The 21,196-nt window shown below is 29.8% G+C and carries 20 protein-coding genes, 2 tRNA genes and 1 pseudogene; 9 read left to right on the forward strand and 14 right to left on the reverse strand.

Annotated features, from left to right (window positions below; all coding sequences use genetic code 11):
• Positions 1–12: 12 nt before the first annotated feature.
• Complete coding sequence (locus tag IPK18_13720) at positions 13–1,740, reverse strand: thiamine pyrophosphate-binding protein (GenBank protein QQR99361.1); 1,728 nt, start codon at positions 1,738–1,740, stop codon at positions 13–15.
• A gap of 528 nt (positions 1,741–2,268) precedes the next feature.
• Between IPK18_13720 and IPK18_13725 the strand changes: the two genes are divergently transcribed.
• The 4 genes from IPK18_13725 (at position 2,269) to IPK18_13740 (ending at position 6,879) form a co-directional block, all read left to right on the forward strand.
• Positions 2,269–2,745 (forward strand): hypothetical protein, encoded by a 477-nt coding sequence (locus tag IPK18_13725; protein ID QQR97864.1) that lies wholly within the window; start codon positions 2,269–2,271, stop codon positions 2,743–2,745.
• A gap of 619 nt (positions 2,746–3,364) precedes the next feature.
• Positions 3,365–4,489, forward strand: a complete 1,125-nt coding sequence (locus IPK18_13730; protein QQR97865.1) for a hypothetical protein — start codon at positions 3,365–3,367, stop codon at positions 4,487–4,489.
• Positions 4,490–4,547: 58 nt separating this feature from the next.
• A complete protein-coding gene (locus IPK18_13735) occupies positions 4,548–4,940 on the forward strand; it encodes a hypothetical protein (protein QQR97866.1) in 393 nt (130 codons plus the stop codon).
• A 4-nt stretch (positions 4,941–4,944) separates the two neighbouring features.
• On the forward strand, positions 4,945–6,879 hold the full coding sequence (locus IPK18_13740; GenBank protein QQR97867.1) for a DUF3732 domain-containing protein: 1,935 nt from the start codon (positions 4,945–4,947) through the stop codon (positions 6,877–6,879).
• 338 nt (positions 6,880–7,217) lie between these two features.
• Here IPK18_13740 and IPK18_13745 read toward each other — a convergent pair.
• A tRNA-Pro gene (locus tag IPK18_13745) sits at positions 7,218–7,292 on the reverse strand.
• A gap of 18 nt (positions 7,293–7,310) precedes the next feature.
• Positions 7,311–7,397, reverse strand: a tRNA-Ser gene (locus IPK18_13750).
• A gap of 178 nt (positions 7,398–7,575) precedes the next feature.
• Between IPK18_13750 and IPK18_13755 the strand changes: the two are divergent.
• The 5 genes and pseudogenes from IPK18_13755 to IPK18_13775 all read left to right on the forward strand — a co-directional run bounded on the left by IPK18_13755 (position 7,576) and on the right by IPK18_13775 (position 12,089).
• A pseudogene (locus IPK18_13755) lies at positions 7,576–8,779 on the forward strand (IS4 family transposase).
• Between the two features lie 207 nt (positions 8,780–8,986).
• Positions 8,987–10,240 (forward strand): MFS transporter, encoded by a 1,254-nt coding sequence (locus IPK18_13760; GenBank protein ID QQR97868.1) that lies wholly within the window; start codon positions 8,987–8,989, stop codon positions 10,238–10,240.
• 3 nt (positions 10,241–10,243) lie between these two features.
• On the forward strand, positions 10,244–11,005 hold the full coding sequence (ftcD, locus tag IPK18_13765) for a glutamate formimidoyltransferase (protein QQR97869.1): 762 nt from the start codon (positions 10,244–10,246) through the stop codon (positions 11,003–11,005).
• A gap of 3 nt (positions 11,006–11,008) precedes the next feature.
• On the forward strand, positions 11,009–11,203 hold the full coding sequence (locus IPK18_13770; GenBank protein ID QQR99362.1) for a hypothetical protein: 195 nt from the start codon (positions 11,009–11,011) through the stop codon (positions 11,201–11,203).
• 58 nt (positions 11,204–11,261) lie between these two features.
• Positions 11,262–12,089, forward strand: coding sequence for a universal stress protein (locus IPK18_13775; protein ID QQR97870.1), 828 nt, complete (start codon positions 11,262–11,264; stop codon positions 12,087–12,089).
• Positions 12,090–12,134: 45 nt separating this feature from the next.
• Here IPK18_13775 and IPK18_13780 read toward each other — a convergent pair whose 3' ends face one another.
• From IPK18_13780 to IPK18_13830, 11 genes are all read right to left on the reverse strand, one after another.
• Positions 12,135–12,584, reverse strand: a complete 450-nt coding sequence (locus tag IPK18_13780; protein QQR97871.1) for an SRPBCC family protein — start codon at positions 12,582–12,584, stop codon at positions 12,135–12,137.
• 60 nt (positions 12,585–12,644) lie between these two features.
• The gene (locus IPK18_13785) at positions 12,645–13,163 is read right to left on the reverse strand and encodes a HEAT repeat domain-containing protein (GenBank protein QQR97872.1); all 519 of its coding nucleotides are present in this window, start codon (positions 13,161–13,163) and stop codon (positions 12,645–12,647) included.
• A gap of 77 nt (positions 13,164–13,240) precedes the next feature.
• The gene (gene aqpZ, locus IPK18_13790) at positions 13,241–13,927 is read right to left on the reverse strand and encodes an aquaporin Z (GenBank protein ID QQR97873.1); all 687 of its coding nucleotides are present in this window, start codon (positions 13,925–13,927) and stop codon (positions 13,241–13,243) included.
• 246 nt (positions 13,928–14,173) lie between these two features.
• Complete coding sequence (locus tag IPK18_13795) at positions 14,174–16,588, reverse strand: TonB-dependent receptor (GenBank protein ID QQR97874.1); 2,415 nt, start codon at positions 16,586–16,588, stop codon at positions 14,174–14,176.
• 8 nt (positions 16,589–16,596) lie between these two features.
• Positions 16,597–16,941 carry a PepSY-like domain-containing protein gene (locus IPK18_13800; protein ID QQR99363.1) on the reverse strand — a complete coding sequence of 115 codons (345 nt, stop codon included), beginning with the start codon at positions 16,939–16,941 and terminating at the stop codon, positions 16,597–16,599.
• Positions 16,942–17,060: 119 nt separating this feature from the next.
• Positions 17,061–18,347, reverse strand: coding sequence for a HAMP domain-containing histidine kinase (locus IPK18_13805; protein QQR97875.1), 1,287 nt, complete (start codon positions 18,345–18,347; stop codon positions 17,061–17,063).
• A gap of 50 nt (positions 18,348–18,397) precedes the next feature.
• Positions 18,398–19,018, reverse strand: coding sequence for a response regulator transcription factor (locus tag IPK18_13810; GenBank protein ID QQR97876.1), 621 nt, complete (start codon positions 19,016–19,018; stop codon positions 18,398–18,400).
• Between the two features lie 86 nt (positions 19,019–19,104).
• Positions 19,105–19,917 (reverse strand): undecaprenyl-diphosphate phosphatase, encoded by an 813-nt coding sequence (locus IPK18_13815; GenBank protein ID QQR97877.1) that lies wholly within the window; start codon positions 19,915–19,917, stop codon positions 19,105–19,107.
• Positions 19,917–20,276 (reverse strand): DUF3098 domain-containing protein, encoded by a 360-nt coding sequence (locus tag IPK18_13820; GenBank protein ID QQR97878.1) that lies wholly within the window; start codon positions 20,274–20,276, stop codon positions 19,917–19,919. The genes IPK18_13815 and IPK18_13820 overlap by 1 nt, the downstream gene beginning before the upstream one ends.
• 66 nt (positions 20,277–20,342) lie before the next feature.
• Positions 20,343–20,885: a hypothetical protein gene (locus IPK18_13825; GenBank protein QQR97879.1), complete on the reverse strand. Its 543-nt coding sequence runs from the start codon at positions 20,883–20,885 to the stop codon at positions 20,343–20,345.
• Entirely contained in the window at positions 20,878–21,162 is a 285-nt protein-coding gene (locus IPK18_13830; protein ID QQR97880.1) for a hypothetical protein, read from the reverse strand. Before IPK18_13830 ends, IPK18_13825 begins: the two co-directional genes overlap by 8 nt.
• Positions 21,163–21,196: the final 34 nt, after the last annotated feature.

Here is a 21,196-nt window from a genome sequence, read left to right on the forward strand (position 1 = left end):
ATTCTATTTTTTTTACATTGATAATGATCCTTTTCTAAAATCTGTTCTGCCTATTATTGCATTAATAATATATGGTATTCCTTGATTACTCATTTGTAATGCTTCATCAACTGATTGACTAAATTCATTTATATTTTCTACTTTTTTTCCAGCAGCACCAAATGATTTCCCTATCATTTCATAGTTCGAATGCGCTAGTCCAATAGCACAGTCACTTTTAAGAAAATCTACCTGATCTCGTGCAATTTGCGACCAACAAGCATCATTACCAATTACTGAAATCACTGGCAAATTATGTCTTACAAATGTATCATACTCCATTAAGCTATAGCCAGCACTACCATCACCATAGATAATCCATATATCTTTTTCTGGAAAAACTAATTTTGCACCCAGTGCAAAACCAGCACCAACTCCAAGTGTGCCAAATACACCTGGATCTAACCAAGACAAAGGTGCTCTGGGCTTCAATGTATATGCAGATGTTGCTACAAAATCACCACCATCAGCAATTAAAATCGTATTGTCATTCAGTTTTGAATCTAATACTTTAAAAAGTTTCAAAGAATTTATTCCATTAACTTCTTCCATAGATTGCTGCTCAATATTCTCTTCTCTATCTACATCTCTATTTTTCAACTCACTAATCCATGTTGAATACTTTCCACTATAATTAGAAGCTAAATCTATTAGAAATTCTTGTGGATCAGCCAAAATACCAATTGTTGGTTTTTTATTTTTATATAAATCTTCTTTACTTCTATTGATAGAAATAAATGCTCTATTTCCAATATGATTGCCATAGTCTAATCTAAAATCATTGGGTACACCTGCTAGAATAATTAAATCTGAGTTTTTAATAGCTTCTTTTCTTTTATGTCGCATTTGGAGAAAATTATCTTTACCTAATAATCCTCTTGCCATTCCACTCAAATACACAGGAATACCAAGATTTTTAACAGCATCAGCAAGTTCTGATACTTTTTTTGGTTGTATCACAGCACCACTTCCTATTATCAATAGTGGTTTTTGGGCTGATTCAATTTTCTTTAATGCATTGTTGATATCACTAGCTTGATGCAGACTGATTTTATTTTTTTCAATCGTATTATTAAAATTTATATCATCCTTACCTTCAAAAATTTTCTTTGCATGTCTATTAATGTACCATTGAATAACACGTTCTTCTAAATTGCGTGGTGGTACTTCTTTACTTTTTGCACCATACCATTCTCTTACCAATTCTTCAGGATATAAAGTATCAATAGGACATTCAACAAAAACAGGACCAGGTACACCTTCTTGTGCAATTCTAAATGCTTTTTCTAAAACAGGTACAATATCTTTTACTTTTGAAATACTTACTGCCCATTTTACATTTGGTTTCATTAAGCTCATTTGGTCAATATCTTGCAATGAACCTCTTCCTTTTAAAATTGTTGCAGCAGCACCACCTAGTAGTATTAATGGAGATTGTGCCAACATTGCATTTTTTACAGCTGTAATTGTATTCGTTAATCCAGGACCAGCTGTAACTGCAGCTACACCAGGTACTCCTGATAATCTAGAAACTGCATCAGCAGCAAATACAGCATTTGCTTCATGTCTAGTATCTATTACTCTTATTCCAATTTTTTCGGCACCTACAAAAATTGGTGATATATGACCACCACATAACGTAAACAAAAATTTTACACCTTGTTTTTGTAATACCTTTGCTATAATTTCTCCACCATTCATAATTTTGAACATTTTTTTGTTATAAATAATGTACAAGTTAATTAATAAAATAATTTAGGACAAATTTATCTTAAATTATTTTCACATACCTTAGAAAATATTATCTTGGTAAAAAGAAAAATGAATAATTTATAAGTAACCACATCCAAACAAGAAAGAAAACAATAAATAACCATTGTAAACTTGATTTCCAAACCAACATCATGACAATAGAGAAATAGTATTAGAAAAATATTATTAAGCGTAAAGAAAATTTTGCTGTTTGAAGTTCTGCTTAGAAGAAGCAGAACAAGTTTTAAAACTTTTAGCGAAGACGAATATTTTTAGCGTCATTTTTCGTAAGCCTTGATTTTTCTTTGTTACTTTCTTTGTATCAAGACAAAGAAAGTAAATACACAAACTTATAAAGAAACCACAAAACACATATCCATTAATATAAATTAACAATAATAGAATGTAATATTTAGATATTTTAACAAACAACTATTAAATATCTATATTAATTTAGTTCTAATTAAAAAAATAATCATGAACAACTTTATTGTAAATCAAATCCCAGCGGCTACACTGCAAGCCATTAAACAAGCAGTAGCCAATCAAATTGCAGCTGCCAACCAATATAAAGTTGGACTCTCAGACGCAGAAAAAAGTGGTTTGCGTACCATGGCATTTGGCAGAGAAGGCTTTGCACGTACTGTAAACAAAATTGCACAAACACATGTAAACAGTTTAGCCAGAGAACTAAACCCAACTGATTTAGATGCTAAACTAAACTACGATGCAGCTTTGGAAGACATTCGCCAGCAAACCATGGCACTCTTAGAGCTAATTACAGAAACCCAATTAGCCAACAGTGCAGACATCATGAGTTTGGTAGACAAGATGGTTGCCAATTTGCAAACCAGCCGTACAGGCAATGCCTCTTTAGACTTGGCAATGAACGAAGTAGATGAGTGGAACAAACGCTTTGCACATAAAACCAACAATACACCACCAGTTTCTTAATATCGTATTGATAATCATTATGATATTAAATTAAAATAGAAGCTATGTTAGAAAAAGGGTAGGAGTTCCTAATAAAAAGACAGGAACTCCTACTTATTTTATAGGAATACCTACATAATAGATAGGAACACCTACCAAACCTATACGAACACCTGTAAAAATGACAGCTTCTCCTATCTATAACGTAGGAGCTCCTACCAAAAACATAGGAAGACCTACTAAATACATAGGAGAGTCTGCAAAAATGACAGATTCTCCTATAGAAAAACTAAGATAACATACCTATAAGCAAGGAGCACCTACACTTGGGCAAAGCAACCCTGTCAGTTTTGCAGAGTTGCCTATAGTTTAGCAAGGCGAGGCTACAATTTTATACAATAGTATTGAACCCTTTTAAAATACGCAAAAACATATTTAACATACAATATTGATAATAAGAAGCTTATAAATAAAAAATATTTTTAACCAAAAAATATACGCAATTAGGATTATTATGTATATTTATATTAGATTTGAAAAATTACAAACTTCATTTACAGTTCGTAACTTCGCAAATCCGCCGCACGTTATCGGCAACCTTATAAACACGACCCAATTACACAATTAGATATTAGTAATTATGAGCGACACTTTAGATAATGACTCTACAAAAAAACAACTAGGATTTGAATATCAAAAGTTAGTTGCATTGGAATATTGTTTAAACGCTAAAAGCGGAGAACATGTCTACATTGAATGTTTGGGAGATGTCCAATACGGAAGTGAATCTATTGAAGTTAAGCATCATGAAGGAGATTCGAACCTTACCAGCAACTCTAGGGATGTTTGGAAAACAATAAAAAATCTTGTCATTGAATATGACAAATTAAAGTCGAATGATAGATTTATTCTTCACACTACTCAACATGTGCCGAGTGATAGTATTTTTCACAACTGGAATCAACTCACAAAAGCTATAAAGTATAATGAACTCTATGATCACCCTATTTCAGCTACTTCTAAACCATTTAAAGATGAAATTTTCGACACTAAAAATATATCCAAGCCAAAGTTGTTGGAAATTTTAGATAAATTCATTATTAATAGTGGTGAGCCTAAAGTTGATGAAAAATTAGCTCAGTTAAAAGAACATCCAACTTTTAAAATTATTCCTGAGAATTTAAGAAGTCCCGCTATTGGAGTTCTGCATCAGTGGATTATTGAAAGGGCTATAGACAATGCCGATAAATGGGAAATTAATATTACCGATTTCAATTCAGATTTGCGATTCAGTCTATCAAAGTTTACCAAAGATTATATTCCCTTTCCATCCATTAAAGAACCTGAACGAGATGATGCAAATTTGACTAAAGGTTATAAATTTATTGAAAAGTTAAATGCTATTTCCTTGAAACAAGATGTATTGCATCAAGCATTTCAAGATTATGTAAGATCGGAAGAAGCTTATAAAGAGATTTTAAAAATAAACCCAGCATTAGAAGAGAAATTAAGCTCTTATGAAAAGGAGCTAGAAACTGATATTACTATGGAAAAAAGTGCTACTTCATATAGTTTATCAAAAGCTTCATTTTCCGATAATTCTCATATTTCAAAATCAAGAGATGTATATTTTAGATGTATTTTGAAACAGCATAATCAAATTGCTGGTATTAGAGATACAGAGAAATTTTTCCGTGATGGTAGAATTCAAAATATTAACGAAACCACTGATTTTGAATGGTTATATAAAGAAACAGACATATGAATATAGCTCGAACTGAAAAGATTCTTTTAATCCGCTATTTACATCAAAATTATTGCTGATGGCATTGGCTGGCGCAAAAAATAATCAGTTGAAAATGGAACTAATTTATTACATTCTTCCACTGATTTATAACGATAGAATAAAGGATAAACTTGTGAGAAGTAATGCAAATAGTACATTTAATACATTTCTAAATTCTGAAGTTAAAATGGAACTAATCGTTATCGAAACTCTGTTAGCAAATTATAGAATAAAGACCAAAGAAGCTTTGATTACATTATCAAATATATATAATGTTGAAATTTCAGATTATGTAATTCTAAAGGAGGAACGGAAAATAACTTATTCAGAAGAGAAAAATCCTATACTAAAAGATTATTGTAAAGCAGCATTTAATTTAGGATCAATTCTATCAAAAGAAGATTACAAAACTATATTTCTAAATTTATAAAATTATGCAAGCATCAATATCAAATATATTTCTTTTTAATAACAATGAAGAATCACGAACACTAAAATTTGATGACGGACTTAATATAATATCAGGTGATTCTAAAACTGGCAAAAGTGCAATAATAGAAATTATTGATTATTGTTTATTTGCTAGTAGATCCACAATACCAGAGGGTATTATTACAAAATGGACGGAGCTATTTTGCATTATATTTAAAGTAAAAGATAAATATTTGATTATAGGTAGAAGAAAAAAAAGCAATCAAATGTATTTCAGTGTTGAAATCAATTCGGAATTCCTTATCAACTTTTCTAAAGAATATTTCAGTGATAAGAAACTGATTGATTTAGATGGAGCTAAAAGAGAATTTGAAAAACACATAGGTATTTCTGTTTTAGATAAAAGGACTGATGAAGAAGAGGATAAAAGAAAATCAGGAGGAAAGGTGACAATGCGAAGTTTTGTAACATTCTTATTTCAACATCAAAATCTGATTGCTAACAAACATAGCCTTTTTTATAGGTTTGATGATCCTTACAAAAGGAAATATACTATTGATGATTATCCTGTTCTGATGGGATGGGGAAATGCTGAATTTTTTGATTTACAGAGAAGTTTAGAAAGTAAGCAAAAAGAATTAAGTCAAAAGAAAAAGCTTGATGAGAAGTTAAAAATTAGTAATGAACAATTAAGAGATGATCTTAATAGAGTTTTATCATTTTACTATACTTTTTTAGGCAAAGAGTTATCTGATGATATTACTCTATCTGATCTTGAAAAACTTGTCATAGATTTACCTAACTCTAATGCTAATTCAGTTGGTGATCAAAACCTTAATGAAGAACTTAGGAAAATAGATAACTTAATATTTGAGAAAAAGAAAGAATTAGATACAGTCCAAAATTTATTATCTACAATTAAATCTAATAATGACATATCTAAAAATTATTCTGAGAATGTTAATCGATTAAAATCATTAGCATCAATCGAGACAAATTTTAGTGAAATTCATTGCCCACTTTGTGATCAAGAAGTTAAAGCGATAAAAGAAAAAATTGCGGTCATCAAAGAATCTAATGAAATATTGGAAGACGAATTTGAAAAAATCGGCACGTACTTAAATGACACTTCAACTCAAAACGCCTCACTTCGAAAAGAACGAGATAATCTAAAGAAAGAATTGAAAGAACTTAGTATTAAAGCTGAAAATCTAAATAAACAGATAATATCAGAATTCAATACGAAAAATGAATATGAAAAAGGCTTACTATTAAAAGGTAGAACGGAAGCCAATGCTCAAAATCTTATTGAAAGAAATAAGCTTATGTCAAGTAGCAAAAGTGATTATTCAGAATTAGAAGCTGAAATTGAAGTTCTCAAAGATAAACTTTCTGGTTTCAATCTAAAAGAAGAATTACAAAAGGCACAAATAATTTTAAGTGATAAAATGAGTTCTATCTGTGAACTACTTGATTTTGAGGAAGAGTTCAAACCGGGTAAGATACTTTTTGATTTGGAAAAATTTAGCCTGAAGTACAATGTAAAAGATAAAGAGAACATTCTACTATCTGAGATGGGTAGTGGTTCGAACTGGTTAGCAATACATTTATCTACATTTATAGGATTTTTATATCTACATAGTATAACTCCTACATCTAAAATACCTTCAATTCTAGTCTTGGATCAACCAAGTCAGGTTTATTTCCCAAAAGTATACAAGCAATTAGATGAAGAAGTCGAAAATGAACAAAAGAAAGTTGATGATAATATTCTTCAAGTCAAGAATATATTTAAAGTAATTTCTGATGAAATTGCTAACATTGATAACGAGTGTGGTTACAAGCCACAAGTGATTGTTTTGGAACACGCTGATGAAGATGAGTTCTCACAATTTATAAAATATCGATGGAGCAAAGATGGAAGAAAGTTGATTTAGAAATTAAGGCAGCCAGTAACAGTGGTGGCAGTTGCACAACGTGGTTTTTTGGGCGGTAGTTTTACATAACTTATATATCATTAGGGTTAGCGCAATTAAAAGTTGAGCTAAGAAATAGTTTACTTATACTTTATATAATCATATAATATTTATTTTTAGCGTCATTTTTCGTAAGCCTTGATTTTTGTTACTTTATTTATCAATAAAAAAAGTAAGTATCAAGACAAAGAAGGTAAATGCACATATTTCATCAAGTAAAGAAGTAAATACAGCTATTGTTTCAACGGAAAATAAAATAAAAAAGCCTTACATTACTGTAAGGCTTTACATTTGGTTAGTCGGGATGGCTGGATTCGAACCAACGACCTCCTGGTCCCAAACCAGGCATTCTAACCGGACTGAACTACATCCCGATTATATTTATTATACTGCGGTGAGAGAGGGATTCGAACCCTCGGTACAGTTTCCCATACGTCAGTTTAGCAAACTGGTGGTTTAAGCCACTCACCCATCTCACCTCAGATTTTTCTTCAGAACTTTCGGAGTGCAAAGATAGTATATATAAAAGAACTGTGCAAATATAATTGCATTTTTTTAAAAAATTTATCATTAGTGTCCGATAAAGATAAAAAAAGAGAGCCATAATTTTGGGATTATGGCTCAAAATATATAGTTTGTTTTTGCACAACTTACTATATGAATAAAAGTACGCATAATTTTGGTAATTCGGTTCTCTCACAGCTGATTTCTTTAATTCCTAATTCTACTATTGATACAGCTGTTAACAAGCATAACAGTGATAGATATATCAAACGATTTACAACACTAGAACATTTAGTAACGATGTTGTTTTGTGTTGGCTCCAACAGTACTTCGCTTCGTGAGGTTTGTACTAATTTATTAGGTTTAGAAGGCAAACTCAAACATATTAAACTCAAACAACCACCTAAAAAGAGTACGCTTGGTGATGCTAACAAACGTAGAAATGCTGTTGTGTTTGAACAAATCTATTATGACTTGTTGGCTTTTTATAAATCAACTTTATCGGACAGCCGATTTAGAGAAAGTTATGGTAAGAGCTGTCCATTATCGATTCTACTACTATTTTCTTGTTTAAAGACATCTTAAAATGTGTTGGGCGTAAACCGATAAATGGCAAAAATAAAGGTGGTATTAAAGTGCATCTGCAAATTAGAGCAGATTATAATTTGCCTACTTTAGTAAAATTTACAGATGCTACTGTTCATGATAGTAACTTTATCCAGCATATTTCTTTTGACTCCAACACCATCTATTGCTTTGACAGAGGTTATGTTGATTATCTACTCTTTGAGAGATTTAATCAAACACAAATACCATTTGTAACCCGTATTAAAGACAATGCAACGTTTAGTTCTAAAGAAGAATTTAGTTTGGATAACTGCACAGATGATGCTGTTTTGAAAGATGAAAAAATAGAATTAGACATTAGAGAAAATGGCACAATAACAAGACAATTGCCACTTCGTAGAATTGCCTATTGGAGCGAACAGCATAACAAATGCTACGAATTTATTACCAATATCTACGATCTAAAACCAGAACAAATTGCTACAATATACAAGCAACGATGGCAAATTGAGTTATTGCACAAACAACTCAAACAAAATTTTCCACTTAATTATTTTTAGGTGATAATGAAAATGCAATTATTATACAGATTTGGTGTACGCTTATTTACAATTTACTTATCACCGTTATTCAAAGAAAAGTAGAAAAACGAAAATGGGCATTTGCAAATCTTTGTTCACTAATCAGAACACATTTATTTAACTACATCAACCTAAAATCATTCCTCAAAAATCCACAAAAACACTACATCGTTGCTACACAAAATCAAATACAATTATTTTCAGGATAACCTGCTTTTGTTTTATTGTAATTTTATCACACATTTATATTGATAATCAATATCAAAAAAATTATTCCGTATTTTTATCGGACACTAATGAAAATTTATATCATTATAGAAATTAATAATTATTAAACATTCAAAAAATACATAACAAGCCTTAACATCCTTGCTTTTTGTATTTTAGCACTCAATTACATATTATTTTTATTCAACATGATTTTTAAGAAAGAAGTATTTAATGCATTAGCCTACAAAGAATTCAAATACTATGTTGTAGCACGTTTCTTAATTACTGTAGCCATTTCTTTTCAGTCAGTAATTATTGGATGGAAAATATACATTTTAACAAATAGCAAATTACTACTTGGATTTATTGGACTTACAGAAGCAATTCCTGCAATTGGTGTAGCATTGTATGGTGGCTATATTGCAGACAAATATGATAAGCAAAAACTATACATGTATTGTTTATCATTTTTTGCCTTACTCAGTGGTATGTTAATCTTCATAACACATGATTACTTTTTGCATCTAGCAGGATTGAGAAATACTGTTATTGCCATCTATATAATTATATTTCTAACAGGCATTGCTCGTGGTTTAGCTGGTCCTGCATCATTCTCACTTTCGACATTTCTTATACCTAAACACCTATATCAAAATGGTGCTACTTGGAGTAGCAGTGCATGGCAATTGGGTGCTGTTATTGGCCCAGCATTTGCAGGAATATTATTTGGTTTTTTAGGCATTACAAAAACATTTACTATACAATTAATTCTAATTATTTTTTCTGTTTTCTTAATTTATAATATAAAACCTAAGTCGCCTGTACAAACAACAGTAGCAGAAAGTGTTTGGAAAAGTATACAAGTAGGGTTGAAGTTTGTCTTTCAAAACAAGATTATTCTTTCCTGTATTTCCTTAGATTTATTTGCTGTATTATTTGGTGGTGCAGTAGCTTTGTTACCTGTATATGCTAATGATATTTTGCATGTTGGGCCACAAGGTTTAGGCGCACTAAGAGCCATGCCAGCAGTAGGTGCTATATTTACAATGCTATTCGTTGCATTTTCGCCAATACATAAAAATGCTGGTTATAAATTATTATTTTCGGTAGCTGGTTTTGGCTTATGTATTATTCTATTTGGTATTAGTACAAACTTCTACTTGTCTTTATGTTGTTTAATGATAGGTGGTGCATTAGATGGTGTAAGTGTAATAATTAGACATACCATTATTCAATTAAAAACACCAGCTGAAATGCGTGGTAGAGTATCCGCAGTAAATTCTATGTTTATTGGTTCTTCTAACGAAATTGGTGAGTTTGAAAGTGGTGTTACTGCAAGATTGTTTGGTACTGTACCAGCAGTTGTATTTGGTGGCGCAATGACTATTTTAGTTGTAATAGTAACCTATTTCTACGCACCGTCAATAAGAAAATTGGAGCTAAAAACTGATGAAGATTAAACAATGACAACATTTAGCCAACAAGATATTTTAATAGAATGTGTTCCAAATTTTTCAGAAGGAAGAAATAAAGCTACTATTGATGCAATAGCAAAAGCTATAGCAGAAGTAAAAGATGTAAAACTATTACACATTGACATTGGTTATGATGCCAATAGAACAGTTTTTACTTTTGTAGGCAAACCAGAAGCTGTGGTAGATGCGGCATTTAAGGCAATACATGTTGCATTTCATTTAATTGATATGCAGCAACATCATGGTGCGCATCCAAGAATGGGTGCTTGTGATGTATGTCCACTTATTCCATTGCAAAATATTAGCATGGAAGATACTAAGTCATATTCATATATATTAGCAGAAAAAGTAGGCAGTTTGGGTGTGCCTGTTTATATGTACGAAGCATCTGCCAAGGTAGCTGATAGAAGCAACTTAGCATACATTAGGAGCGGAGAGTATGAGGCTATTGAAGACAAAAAACAATTAGCTATTTGGCAACCAGATTTTGGTAGTTTTTTACATAGCAAGCATTTTGGTATGATAGCAATTGGTGCTAGAAAATTTTTATTAGCCTACAATGTAAATTTGCAAACTACTGATATTGAAATTGGAAAAAAAATTGCTGCAATTTTTAGAGCTGATAGAAAGACCAACGAGAAACTTCAATATTCTAAAGCTATTGCATGGTATATGGAAGCATATAATTGTGTGCAAATATATACTAACATTACTGATTGTGAGCAATCATCTATTTTTTATGTTTTTTAATATATCAAGTATTTATCAAATAAATTTGGTGTAGATACAAATGGCAGTGAGTTAATTGGTTTAATTCCTAAGCAAGCATTACTACGCAACAAAAATTTGAATGAAGTTGATGATTTGAATCTTGCAGTTGCATACCTTGGCTTAGATGCACTTCATCCATTTTTGCTACAAAAAAGAATATTAGAATATTTATTATGACGATTGTCATTGTTGTTTATTGTAATTTTATATACATTTACAGAAACAACAAAATTTAATGAATACTATAATTTTTCCAACAGATTTTTCTGAAACAGCAGACAATGCGCTACAAACAGCAAAGAATGTAGCCAAAAATACAAATGCAACCATACATTTGTGTCATTTTTATACATTGGTGCTAAATAATTATACAGCACCAGAATCTATGATTCCATTAGAATTGTTGGATGACATTAAAGTATCTGCAGTAAATGAAATAAATAAAATGAAAGAAGCTTTAGTACTTGAAGGCTTTAAGGTAGAAAGCACGGTAAATGGTGGCGATTTGGTGTTAGAAATTTTAGATTTAGCAGAAAATACTCATGCAGATTTAATTGTGATGGGTACAACTGGTGCAAACAATTTCATTAATAAACTAATTGGTAGCAATGCATTGAGTATTATGCAAAAAAGTAAATGTCCTGTAATATTAGTACCAAATAATTATAAAAATAAAACTAGCATAGATAAGATTGTATTTGCAGATCATTTTGATGTAGATAATTCACAAATCATTCAAGAGATTGCAAATTTTGCTGATAAGATGCAAGTTTCTGCAGTAGATGTACTTAGTGTGAATACTGATTACAATTTCAATGTTATAAATGATACTCAAACTATAGATAGTTTAGTAAACACATTAGGCGAAAATAAGGTAAAACTCAACTTTGTTGAAGCGGCAAATTTTGTTGATGGTTTTAAACAATATGCAGAAAACCACCAAGTAGATTTACTGATAATGAGTACAAGAAAGAAAACACTTTTGCAAAGATTGTTTACAGATAGCCAAACAAAACTAATGGCAGAACACGGGCAAACACCATTAATGATATACCATATCTAAGTGTTTGCGTTAGTTCATAATGATATCTTATTTACATTCTGTTGCTTAGCTTTCTAAGATATCTTTAAGTATTTGATTTCTAATTTTTAAAAAATTAGTCATATATTTTTTTAGAACTAATACGTCAAATATTTTACCTAAAATACCAAATGGTACTTCATAATAAAATTCGTCTGTCATTATTGTATGTCCATTTTTACTTTCAAATGTATGAATATGACGCATGCTTTTAAATGCACCTTTCAACATAATGTCTTCAAAAAAATATGGTGGATTCATTTTTGTAATTTCTACTGTAAGTCTTTGTCTTATTCCAAAATGTTTTGCCTCCCAAGTAATTTTATCTCCTAATTGACAAAGTCCTGATGTTCTACCTGCAATTGCAGTTTCATTAGTTCTTTTTGCTGTTAGTTTATGTGCATCAACATCACGTGATAAATCAAAGCATCTATTAATATCTGCATTAAATTTTGTTTGTAGATTAATAATTGTCATTTTATTATTCTGTATTTTGTTTAGTAAGTAAATATCGATATCTAAAAATTGTATTCAATACTATCTTTTTACTTTTTTGAGTGCATCGATATACTTTTTCTTCACACCATTGTCTTCTTCGTTTTCTAATAGTATTTCAATTTTTGGCAATAGTGTTTTATTGTGTTCAGTATTTAACTTTAGGATTTCAGCTAATGCATAAGCTGTTGCCCAACGTACAACAGTACCTTTGTGTTCAGCATTTGATAAAAGATTATTAATAGCCTTATCAAGTTTTGTAGGAAACAATTTAGCTGTATTTCCAATTACTTTTGCACTTTCCCATTTTACTCTTGGTTCTTCATCATTTAGTGTATTTATTACAAAACTCTGTAAACTTTCGTTGGCAATACTTGGAAATTTTTTAGTAGCATATTCTAATGCTTCTATACATGTTGCTTTGTCTGTAGCTTTTTGTTGCTCAGCAAATAGCAATAAGGTTTCAATATTCAAATCATCTTTTAATAGACAATCACCAATTATTGAAACCTTAGCTTTTGTTTTTAATGTCTTATCTTGAAATACTTGTTCTATTGTCATGTATAATTTACAATCAGAAATAATATTACTAATTTCTATGAATTAATATTTTCAATAGTACAATTGTAAATGTGTATTTATTCGTTGTTGTTAGAAATCATTTTATGTACGATTCCTGCTAAAACAGCTCCAACAATTGGTGCAACTATAAATAACCACAATTGCTCTAATGCCCAACCACCAGCAAATATTGCTTGACTTATACTTCTTGCAGGATTTACAGATGTATTTGTAACTGGAATACTGATTAAATGTATTAGCGTTAATCCTAATCCGATAGCTAAGCCAGCAAATCCTTTAGGTGCATTTTCATGTATTACGCCAAGAATAATAATTAAGAACATAAATGTCATTACTACTTCTGTTACAAAAGCTGCTAACATATTGTATCCACCTGGAGAATGTTCGCCATAACCATTTGCTGCAAATCCACCTAATTCAAAACCAGCTTTTCCACTTGCTATAATATACAAAATAGCAGCACCAGTAATTGCTCCTAATATTTGTGCAACAATATATGGAATCAACTCTTTTTTGTCGAAGCGACCACCAATCCAAAGTCCTATAGATACAGCAGGATTAAGATGGCAACCAGAAACATGACCAATTGCATAAGCCATTGTTAATACAGTAAGTCCAAATGCCATTGCTACACCAACAAAGCCAATGCCTAACTCTGGATATGCTGCTGCTAATACTGCACTACCACATCCACCAAGTACTAACCATAATGTTCCAATAAATTCTGACGCTAATTTTTTCATTTTTTAATTTTTAGAGATTATAATAATTTGTTTAGTTTTAAAATAGTAAATAAATAGATTTTATACTTTCATGTATATACTTATTTAATTAGGTAATGAAAATACTATTTTTTTTTGAATATCTCAATTAAAAGTTATACATATTATAATATGTTATTTTTTTACAATGTATCTTTTTGGTATATTGTTTGCAAAAATAGAAGCGAATCAAAACAAAAATACAAATGTTATATACTTAATCAAAAATTAAAATTTAAAACTATAGCCTAATCGAATAACTTGTGTTTCATAATAGTCTGAACTTGTATAGTTAAAACCATTTCCATTAATTTGTTTTTTAATTACCATCGTATTAAACAAATCATTAGCATTAAAAAATAGTTCACCTTTTCCTTTTTGGATAGATTTTTTTAGACCTAAATCGAATGAAAATCTTTGCCCAATTTTTCCTTGTGGTATAATATCTGGTGCTAAATACACAGCAGTTGCTTGCAATTCAAAGTTTTTTGGTAAATGAAAATTATTATTCAATTTAATACTACCTGAGAAAATAGTTTGTTTGACCATTGAAAAAGTATGTGGTGTTGGATATAAATTTTCTACTGTAAATGCATTAATTTGATTGTAATATATATTTGCATTGAGATTTAAAGTATACCATTTTGTTATATTTTGATTGAATATGACTTCCAAGCCTGTGTTGTGACTTTTTCCAGCATTCTGAAATATGGCATATATTAAAGTACTGTTGGGTACAATCGTAGAAATTCTTGTAATAGTTGCAGTTGCAAAACGATAATATAATGCTGAATAAAAATAGCCTTTATTCCAATTTGTCTTATAGCCTAACTCAAATGAATTGGTGAACTGTGGACGCAATGCTGGGTTACCAACTTTAATAATTTCAGCATCATCGTATTTTGGAAAAATTCTAATATCTACTTCGTTTGGTCTATCTACTCTTCGATTATAGAAAAGCGACAGTTTGTTGTGGTCATTAATTTTATATGCCAATCTGAAATTTGGAAAAGGTTGAATATAATCATAGCCATCACTTTTGTAAGTATTGTGATTTGGGTTTACCTTGTAATTGATGTTCACATATTCTAATCTCAATCCTAATTCTGCTTCCCATTTTTTATTTTCTACTACATAATTTCCATAAAGTGCAGGAATCAATTCTTTGTAATTTGCCCAGCCACCAGCATTTGTATCTAATACTGAATTTACACCAGGAATAAAATTCATGTTTGTAGGAATTGTTCTATATCTAAATTTTATACCAGTTTCTATATGCCCAAACTTTAATGGTTTTATATAATCTACATTAAAATCATATACTTGTTCGTCTGATAATAGTTTGAATGCATCTGTGCCTTTTGAAGTTGGTAAATAGTTATCGTAAAAATATTTTTCATCTTCTCTGTGAAAAGTATAGTTAAAACCTGCGTTAAGTAAATGTCCAGCTTGTTTGAATTTGTGTTGATATGCCACAGTAGACATTGCTGTTGTTTTTAATTCATCTTCTAAAAATTTCCAAAGTCGCAATCTTTCAGATAAATCTGCATTAAAAAAAGGTTGGTCGCCTCTGTCAATTATTTTCTCACTTCCAAATAAACCAGAAACAGTCAAAGTATTATGTTCATTGATATACCAATCAATGCCTGCTTTTGACGTAAAGAAATTTGTGTTTCTATTTCTTTTTAGTTGTTGTTTGATAATAGTTCCATCGTCATAAGTTCTATCTACAAATTCATTTTTATTGAGTGTTTGTGTATATAAATTATCTGCTTGAAAAAATGCATTTATTTTTCCTTTTCTATAATTAAAAGAAATGGAAGGATTGACTTTTGGTGTAAAAGTATATTGTGGCCTTATTGTAGGTAAGTTATCATGACGAACCCACAATGCGCCAGCACCAATAGTGAGTCCAACTTTGCCATTAAAACCATCTTGTTTGTTTTTTTTCATTATAATATTGATAATTCCAGCATTGCCATTTGCATCGTATTTGGAAGATGGATTGTTGATGATTTCTATTTTTTCGATAGATGATGCCGGAATGTTATCTAATCCAGTTTGGTTGCCAAAGCCTGTCATTGCTGTTTGTTTACCATCAATGAGTATTGTTACTTTATCATTTCCACGTAGTTGAACTTTATTGTCTTGTACTGTAATACCTGGCAAATTTTGCATGGTTTGCAAAACAGAACCTCCATTCTGACTAATATTATCTTCAACGGAATACGTTTTTTTATCCATTTTGCTACTCACGTCATCTGCTTTTGCTGTTATCAAAACTTCATTTAGTAACTGTGCATCTTCTTCTATTTCAATCGTTGCTATATCTAAAAACTTTGAAAGATTACCAACAAATAATGGTTTTTCTTTTGTAATGTATCCAAGAAAAGAAAATTCTATAATATAATTATCTGGTTTAATGTCTGTGAGTATAAAACTTCCATTGTCATCTGTTACTGTTCCTGTTACAAACGCACTATCTTTTTCAGTTTTTAAAACAACATTTACATAAGACATGAGTGATTTGTCTTTTTTATCTTTTACTATTCCAGAAATTGTTGTTAGTGGTGTTTGTGCAGACGAAATAACAATCATCATAAATAGGAAATAACTTAGTGCTATATTTTTTATGTACGTCATAATATTTGTTATTTTATTATATTTCCGTTTGAGTCAAAAATTAAATCTTTGTCATTTACTTCTGCTTCATAAGTGACAGTGCCTTTGTTGTCTATAATTTTTGCAGCTTCTTTAATTTTTTGATCTGCATAGTTTTTAGCAACATAATTTTTTACTTCAACAGGAAGTTCATTGGTTTTGATTTCAATTTCTGTTTCAAGAATATTTCCTACTGAGTCTATGAGAAGTGAATATTCAGTTTTATCAAATTCAAAAGATGCTTCATAGTTGCTGTTTTCTTTTTCCCATTTTAGCTCTTCTGCATTTTGGTAATTTTTTTGCAGTGTTAGTTTAACTACAGCTGGAATTTCGATGTTTTATTTTGTGTGTGTGTTTGAACACGATACTGCATATGTGGCAGCCAATACAATTAATAATGTTTTCATTTTTGTAAATTTTATACTACAAAGTTGAACATCGATTTAGAAGAAATTTAGAATTTTATTACGAACGAATGAAAATTATTTTCAAAAGTGTATTGGATATTCCAATTGTAGCGATGGCAAATTTCTTTAGTTATGGCTAAACCTAAACCACTATTGGTATTCTCGGAAGATGAAACTATAAATCTGTCAAAAATTTTAGTATTATCTAATGCTGATTTTCCTATATTGGAAATTGATAATTTCCTATCACAAAATTCTATATTAATTTTTCCATTTTCAACATTATGTACAATTGCATTGATTAATAAATTATTGATTAAAATTTCAAGTAAAGTTTTGTTGCATGTGAGCGAAAATTTTTCTTTGAGGTTTTTACCAACTGAAATTTGTTTGGCTTCAATATAATCTGAAAGCATTTCAATCGACTCATTTATCATTTCTGTTAATTCAATATTTTCTTTATCAGAAAATTGATTGTTTTCTATTTTGGCTAAAAGCAATAAATTTTTGTTGATTCGCGTTACTCTTGACAGTGGCAATTCAATTGCATTAATTATTTCAGCTTGTTCATTGCTTAGTTGTTCGTTTTGCAACAATACATCTATTTTTGATTTTAGAACTGCCAAAGGAGTTTGTAATTCGTGCGATGCATTTTCTATAAATGTTTTTTGTTGTGTATATACAGAAATATTTTTATCTATTAAGTTTCGCAAAGATTGATTTAAGTCTTCAAATTCTTCAATATCAGTTTTGTCAAATGAAATGGTTTGTTGCGTAGTTAAATCAAATGATTTTAGTTTTTCAAGTGTATTTCTAAATGGTTGCCAAATTTGTTTTGCTATTCGCCTGTTTAGAAAAATAAATCCAATAACCAATGCTATAAAAAATAAAAGTGTTACAAAAGCAATTGCAAGCATTGTCTCATCAGTTTCTTCAACATTACTTTCAACTTGCAAATGGTATATTTTGTTATTAATTATTATATAAGATGAAAGAACTCTAAATCGATTGATTTCATTATAGGCTACATACTCATTTTGTTTGCTAATCGTATAAGTGCTGTCAGATTTTGGAGATGTTATATTGCTTGGTGTTAATGTTGTATTTGGTTGCAATTTATTCCAATTTTTAAGCAAACTATTTAATTCAATTTCTTCAATTGTATTTTTATTAAAATTATTTAGTATCTGTTTTTTTATAATTAAATTATGCTCGTCTAACTCTTGTAGCCAAATAAAATCTATTACTAAATAATAAACAGGAATACTACACATTAAAATAATTAGCGCATAAATTGAAAATGCTTTGAATGGTTTGTTTAATAATTTACTCATATTTCCCATTTATATCCAGTTCCATAAATTGTTTTGATATAGTTGTCGTATCAAGCTTCAGTTAATTTCTTTTTAAAATTCTTTACATGTGCATAAATAAAATCGTGGTTGTCAAACATGTCTGCAATATCACCAGATAGATGTTCAGCCAAAGCACTTTTTGAGATAACACGATTTTTATTTCCAATAAAAAATAGCAATAAATCAATTTCTTTTTTTGTTAGATTAATTTCTGTTTCATTTACTTGTACTGTTTTGCCCAACAAATCAATTGTTATTTCATTTTGTTGGATAATATTGGAACTATTAAATTGTTTTCTGCGTATGATAGAATGTATTCTTGCAGACAATTCAGAAAGATGAAATGGTTTTGTCAAATAATCATCAGCGCCAATTTGCAATCCTTTTACTTTATCATCAATTGCGTTTTTTGCTGAAATAATAATTACACCATCTTGTTTGTTTTGATTTTTTATTATTTCAAGAATTTTCAAACCATTGCCATCTGGCAACATGATATCTAAAAGAATACAATCATAGGTATAAAGTGCTATTTTTTCAATGGCTTGATTATATGTAGATGCAAACTCACACAAATGATTTTCTTTAGATAAATAATTGGCAATGTCTTTTGCAAGTTCTTTTTCATCTTCTACAATCAAAATTTTCATTCACAAATTTACATTTGAATTTTGAAGAAATTTAGAATTCTAAATATTATTGTTTATTGCAAGTGCAATATATTGAAGAGAGAAAACTATTTTAGTAATAAAAATGCTAAAATAATGCTACCCATGATTATTCTATAGTAGCCAAAAAACTTAAAACCATATTTTTTGATGATTTCTATAAAGAATTTTATAGCTAATAATGCTACAATAAATGCGACTATATTTCCTAAGATAAAAATGAATGTATTGCTTGAAGATGAAAATATCATCTCATAGCCTTTTTGCTCAATTCCATTGTAGTTCCAATCTTTTAAGATTAAAGAATAACAAGTCACTGCAAACATGGTTGGTACTGCTAAAAAGAATGAAAATTCTGCTGCTAAATCTCTTGTTAGCTTTTGTTGCATACCACCAATTATTGAAGCAGCCGAACGACTTACGCCAGGCATCATTGCTAAACATTGCCAAAAACCAATAGTGAATGCTTTTTTTATGGTAATGTCTTCTTCCTTTTTTATTGTTGGATTTTGAAAATATTTATCTACAAACAACAATACGATACCACCAAGTATTAAAACGATGGCAATTGGAATAGGTTTTTCTAAAACTGCTTCTATTTTTTCGTCAAATAATTTTCCTAGTACTAATGCTGGAATGATAGCTATAGCCAACTTAATATAAAAATCTAATGATTTGAAATTTAAAAACTTTTTCCAATACAATACCACTACCGAAAGTATAGCGCCAAATTGTATAGATACTTGAAACATTTTTACAAATTCATTTTCTTCAATACCGAAAAATGTACTCATAAAAATCATATGTGCAGTAGATGATACTGGCAAAAACTCTGTGATGCCTTCTACAATAGCAATAAAAACAGCATGTATTGTTTCCATTATGCTGTTGTAATTGTTTGACTAGGTTTTTTTAGTATTCCAATTCCTATAATTGCAAATCCTATTAATATTGTAATAGGTGCAAGTGTAATTCTTCTAAATGAATAGATTTCTGCTTCGTTAAATACTTTTGGATCAGTATTGCCACCACTCATTAGTATAAAACCTAATACTATAAGTACTGCGCCTATACTAAATAGAATATAGTTCAAGTTGTCAAATAAAAGTGTTTGATTTTGACTTTTTGGTAAACTGAAACCTGAACCACTACTTTTCTTTGTAGATTGATTTATTTGTTTTACTTCTTTTGGTTCAGCTACTTTTGGTGCTTGTTTTACTTGTGGTTTATTTTTTGCCATTTTTTATTTTTTTATACTAAATCATCAAGATTTAAGTTCAAGTATTTTCTAACTGCAAAATAAGTGCTAATTGTTGAAATAGACAAGCTTATTAGAATTAAACTTTGCAGCCAATATTACAAAAAATATTATATCATTTTGAGAAAGTACCAAACTGTACTTATAAATTCCGTAACTTAAGAGAATTGCCAAAAATATTATGCTAATAAAAACACTTACCAAACCTGCTTTTATTGCATTAAAAATATATGGCTTTATGATAAACCATTCTGTACTACCTATCAGTTGCATAGTTCTTATTGCAAATCTTTGGCTATACATTTTTAATCTTATGGTTGTATCAATTACAGAAAATGCGATAATTAATAATATTATTGAAAGTATACTAATTGTAACAAAAGCTGGTTTTACAGTAGTACTCACAAAATTGCTAATAGGTTCTGAGTATGACATTTCTTTGATGCCACCAATCATCATGAAATCAGATTTTAATTCTTTTAATGTTTTAGAGTCTAAAAATTCAGGTTTCAGATTTACTACATATGCATTGTACAATGGATTGTAACCTAAAATTTGAGTAAAATTCTGTCCTAATTCTTTCTCATACATTTTTGCTTTTCTCTTTACTTCTATAAGCTACTTTGCTGATGTATTCTTTCTGGCGTAAGTCAGTCGTTACTTGATTAATTTGGTTTGCAGAAAGTGTATCATGTAGAATCAATTCAATATCAATATTCTGTTTAAGTTTATTAATTGTATTTTTTGCTAAATATAAAATACTTGCAAACAAACCAACTATAAATAAGTTCAATGCAATTGTTAGCACAGCATATTTATAAGTTGCTTGATATTTTTTGATTGGTTTATATGACTGCTCTTCGCTCATATAGTGTACGAAAATAGCAAATATATTTTACTTA

The organism is Sphingobacteriales bacterium (genome assembly GCA_016699615.1).
Taxonomy (GTDB): domain Bacteria; phylum Bacteroidota; class Bacteroidia; order Chitinophagales; family JADIYW01; genus JADJSS01.